This is a genomic window from Zetaproteobacteria bacterium (genome assembly GCA_003696765.1).
Lineage (GTDB): Bacteria > Pseudomonadota > Zetaproteobacteria > Mariprofundales > J009 > RFFX01.
Genome location: RFFX01000084.1, coordinates 1 through 3,807 on the forward strand (window position 1 = coordinate 1; position 3,807 = coordinate 3,807).

General features: G+C 66.2%; 5 protein-coding genes. 3 read left to right on the forward strand and 2 right to left on the reverse strand.

All coding sequences use genetic code 11. The annotated features are described in order from the left end of the window. Positions 1-708 carry a nucleotidyltransferase family protein gene (locus D6682_08035; protein RMH50031.1) on the forward strand — a complete coding sequence of 236 codons (708 nt, stop codon included), beginning with the start codon at positions 1-3 and terminating at the stop codon, positions 706-708. Here the strand turns inward: D6682_08035 and pssA are convergent. After that, entirely contained in the window at positions 664-1,479 is an 816-nt protein-coding gene (gene pssA, locus D6682_08040; GenBank protein ID RMH50032.1) for a CDP-diacylglycerol--serine O-phosphatidyltransferase, read from the reverse strand. The genes D6682_08035 and pssA overlap by 45 nt on opposite strands. After that, positions 1,479-2,117: a phosphatidylserine decarboxylase family protein gene (locus tag D6682_08045; GenBank protein ID RMH50033.1), complete on the reverse strand. Its 639-nt coding sequence runs from the start codon at positions 2,115-2,117 to the stop codon at positions 1,479-1,481. The genes pssA and D6682_08045 overlap by 1 nt, the downstream gene beginning before the upstream one ends. Before the next feature lie 506 nt (positions 2,118-2,623). Between D6682_08045 and D6682_08050 the strand changes: the two genes are divergently transcribed. Beyond that, positions 2,624-3,364 (forward strand): hypothetical protein, encoded by a 741-nt coding sequence (locus D6682_08050; protein RMH50034.1) that lies wholly within the window; start codon positions 2,624-2,626, stop codon positions 3,362-3,364. A gap of 145 nt (positions 3,365-3,509) precedes the next feature. Next, positions 3,510-3,807, forward strand: a 298-nt coding sequence (locus D6682_08055) for a cytochrome c (GenBank protein ID RMH50035.1), incomplete at its 3' end; no start/stop codon positions are given.

Consider the following 3,807-nt stretch of genomic DNA (forward strand, 5'->3'; position numbering starts at 1 on the left):
ATGACACCGCACCCCGACCGGGCCGTGATCCTCGCCGCCGGCATGGGAACGCGGCTTGGCTGGCTCACCCGCGACCGGCCCAAGGCGCTGATGGAGGTGGAGGGAGCCCCGGCCATCGTCCACCAGCTCCACCGGCTGGCCCGCCACGGCGTACGCCATGTGGCGGTCAACCTGCACCACCACGGCGCGCAGATCCGCGCCCTGCTCGGCGACGGCGGCCGCTTCGGGCTCTCGATTCGCTACAGCCTGGAGGAGCGGCTACTCGACTCCGGCGGCGGCGCGGCCCGGGCCGCCGGGATGCTGCCCGAGGGGGAGCTGCTCTACATCTGCAACGCCGACGTGATCCACGACATCGACCTGCACGCCCTCCACCGGCTGATGGCACGCCACCCTGGAGCCGGCGCGGCGCTGGCGCTGGTCGCCAACCCGCCGCACCATCCGGCCGGCGACTTCGCTTTGCGTGGGGTGCATGTCGATCACGGCGGCGGAGAGGAGAAGCGCTGGACCTACAGCGGCGTCTCGCTCTGGCGGCAGCGGGAGATCCACGGCGACGGCGACCGCTTCCCGCTGGTCACCCCGATGCGCAGGTTGATCGCCGAGGGGCGGCTGCTCGGCATGGTTCATACCGGCGGCTGGTGCGACATCGGCCGCCCGGCCACGCTTCTACCGCCGGTCGCCCTCCGCAGTGTGCGCGCCATCCTCGCCTGAGCCGCCGCCGGAGCCTGCGCACTGCCGCCGTCGCTCCCGCTGCAGCCGGCGCACCCGCCGCCGCTTGCGCGCCTGATGGTGCTGCCAGATGTTCATCGCCGGCCCGTGCAGGCAGTAGATGCAGATCAGCAGAAAGGGGATGCGGTAGGGATCGGCCATCAGCAACACCACCGCCACCAGCATGCCCACCAGCGCGATGAACGGCTTGCGCACATCAAGATCGAGCTCCTTGCCGGAGATGAAGCGCACGTTGCTGATCATGAACCAGGAGAGGGCGACGGCGTTGACCGCCCACAGCGCCGCCGACGGCTGCTGGCCGTTCTCGACATGGAAGAGCACGCCGGTGGCGACCAGCAGCGCGGTGGCCGGCGTCGGCAGACCGCGGAAGTAGCGTCGGTCCTGGAAGGCGTGCTCGACATTGAAGCGGGCCAGCCGCAGCGCCGCGCCGGCGACCAGCAGAAAGGCGAAGAGCCAGCCCGCCTTGTGGTAGGGGATCAGCGCCCAGACATAGAGCAGCACCGCCGGCGCCACCCCGAAGGAGAGCATGTCGCACAGCGAATCGTACTGGGCGCCGAACTCGGTCTCGGCGTTGAGCAGGCGGGCGGCGCGGCCGTCGAGCATATCGAAGATGGCGGCGATCACGATGCCCCAGGCGGCGGCCTCGAACCGCCCCTGGATCGCGGTGGTGATGGCGTAGAAGCCGGCCAAGAGCCCCAGCGTGGTGAAGAAGCTGGGCACCAGATAGATCCCCCGCTTGCGTTCCGCCGCCATCACGACCGCTCCGCCCGCCGGGCGATCACCGTCTCGCCGGCAACCACCTTCTCACCCACCGCCACCACCGGCTGAAAGCCCTCCGGCAGCAGACAGTCGACCCGCGAGCCGAAACGGATCATGCCGATGCGCTGGCCGGCCTCCACCCGATCCCCCACCGCGACATAGCTGACGATGCGGCGGGCGACCAGCCCGGCGATCTGGACGACGGTGATCCGGGCGCCATCGTCGCTGCGCAGGGTGATGCGGTTGCGCTCGTTCTCCTCGCTGGCCTTGTCCAGGCTGGCGTTGATGAACCGCCCCGGATGGTAGCGCATCGCCTCGATGCGGCCGGCGCAGGGGGCGCGATTGACATGGACATTGAAGACGTTCATGAAGATGTCGATGCGCCCGCCCGAGGCGTCGCCCTCGGCGCGGACCACCTTGCCGTCGGCGGGGGCGACGATCAGCCCCTCGCCCGTCGGCGTGCGCCGCTCGGGATCGCGAAAAAAATTGAGCAGAAACAGCAGGAGCAACAGCAGCAGCCCCGATGCCACACACCAGCCGGCCAGCAGGGCGGCCGGCAGCGACAAGGCGACCGGAACGATGAACGGCCACCCCTCCCGGGCCAGTCCATAACGGGTATGTGCACGGCTCATTGCATTGATGATGGAATCGCAAAAAGTCCCTCCGTGGACCTTTTGCTCGACGGGAATCGAAGAGCGCGCTCTTCCATGGCCGCGATGCCGGCCTGCTGCGGATGCCGTCGCATCACGGCATGATCTTCCCGCAGCAAAGGATGCCTCGCGAGAATGCCTCGCGCCACCTCGCGCGATGGGATCAACACTAGCACCCCCCGGAAACGAAAACAGCCCCGGCATCGCTGCCGGGGCTGTTCGATAAGGTTCGACGCCCAGGGGAGGAGGGAGGGAGGAGGAAGAAGTGGACGTCGAACGAGGGCGAACTCTACAGCGGCGACGTGACCCTGGCGTGAAGGACACATTAACGTTTTGTAATGATGGGTTGCCGGGGGCCGCCATCCATTCCCGCCGGAGCGCGCAGCCCCGGCGCCGGCGATTGCCTCCCACATCCCCGCCCCCTAGCGTGCGGCGCACATTCCGCCCCTGCCGGTCGGATAGCGCCATCCGCCAGACGAGGTTGCTCCATGCCCAAATACCGCAGGTTCTCCGATGCCTCGATGAGCGAGAAGATGCTCGACACCATGTTCCTCATCACCATCGGCATCGGCTACCTCTTCGCCCTGGCCAACATCTACTACACCCATCAGGGGCGCGACGGCAAGCCGGGACTGAGCATCGCCGACATCATGGACGCCTACTACGGCACCCACAACCAGACCCGGCTGGGGGCGGCGATCAACGGCCCGATGGAGGCCAACCTGCCCAACGAGGCGGCCAAGCAGACCATCCTCGACTGGATCCGGCACGGCGCCGGCAAGAAGGAGTTCGAGCAGAAGGTCAAGCCGATCCTCGATGCGAACTGCATCATGTGCCACTCGGAGGAGAGCGGGCTGCCCATCCCCCACTTCACCAGCTATGAGAATGTGGCGGCACTGACCAAGACCGACACCGGCGCCACCATCCCCGCGCTGGTCCGGGTCTCCCACATCCACCTCTTCGGCATCGCCTTCATCCTCTTCTTCGTCGGCCGCATCTTCATCCTGTGCGAGATCCCGGTGCTGCTCAAGCGCACCGTTATGGTGGTCCCCTTCCTCTTCCTGCTGACCGACATCTCCTCCTGGTACCTGACCAAGATCATCCCCGGCTTCGCCTACGTGGTGGTGACCGCGGGCGCCCTGCTCGGCATCTCCCTCGCCTTCCAGATCCTGGTCAGCCTGTGGCAGATGTGGTTCTACAAGCCCAAAAAGGATCCGACCGGAGTGTAGCAGATTCCGGATGCGGCCGCTCCCCGCGAACGGGTACTTTTTCCACTTGCCAGACGGTGAGCTGTATGCATATAGTTCCATTTGTCGGAGCCCCGCGCAAGACCGGCAATGTTGTATTATCTCAGATCAAAGGAGGATACGATCCATGAACAAGAGCTTGTTTACCGTGACCGCCGTCGCCTTCTGCCTGATGGGCACACAGGCGGCATTCGCCCACGACGACATCGATGCGGAAAAGATCTACAAGAAAAGCTGCAAGATGTGCCACCGCATTGACCGCAAAAAGGTCGGCCCCGCCTTCAGCAAGATGAACAAGGACCCCAAGGTTCTGGAACAGGCCATCACCAACGGACGGGGCATGATGCCCGCCTTCGGCAAGAAGCTCTCCTCCGAGGAGATCACGGCCATGGTCGAGTTCATCCGCTCCAAACAGAAGCACGCGG

Excerpts from the sequence above, each read along its gene's own strand:
- D6682_08035 (RMH50031.1), top strand. The coding sequence starts at position 1 with ATGACACCGCACCCCGACCGGGCCGTGATCCTCGCCGCCGGCATGGGA.
- pssA (RMH50032.1), bottom strand. The coding sequence starts at position 1,479 with ATGGCGGCGGAACGCAAGCGGGGGATCTATCTGGTGCCCAGCTTCTTC.
- D6682_08045 (RMH50033.1), bottom strand. The coding sequence starts at position 2,117 with ATGAGCCGTGCACATACCCGTTATGGACTGGCCCGGGAGGGGTGGCCG.
- D6682_08050 (RMH50034.1), top strand. The coding sequence starts at position 2,624 with ATGCCCAAATACCGCAGGTTCTCCGATGCCTCGATGAGCGAGAAGATG.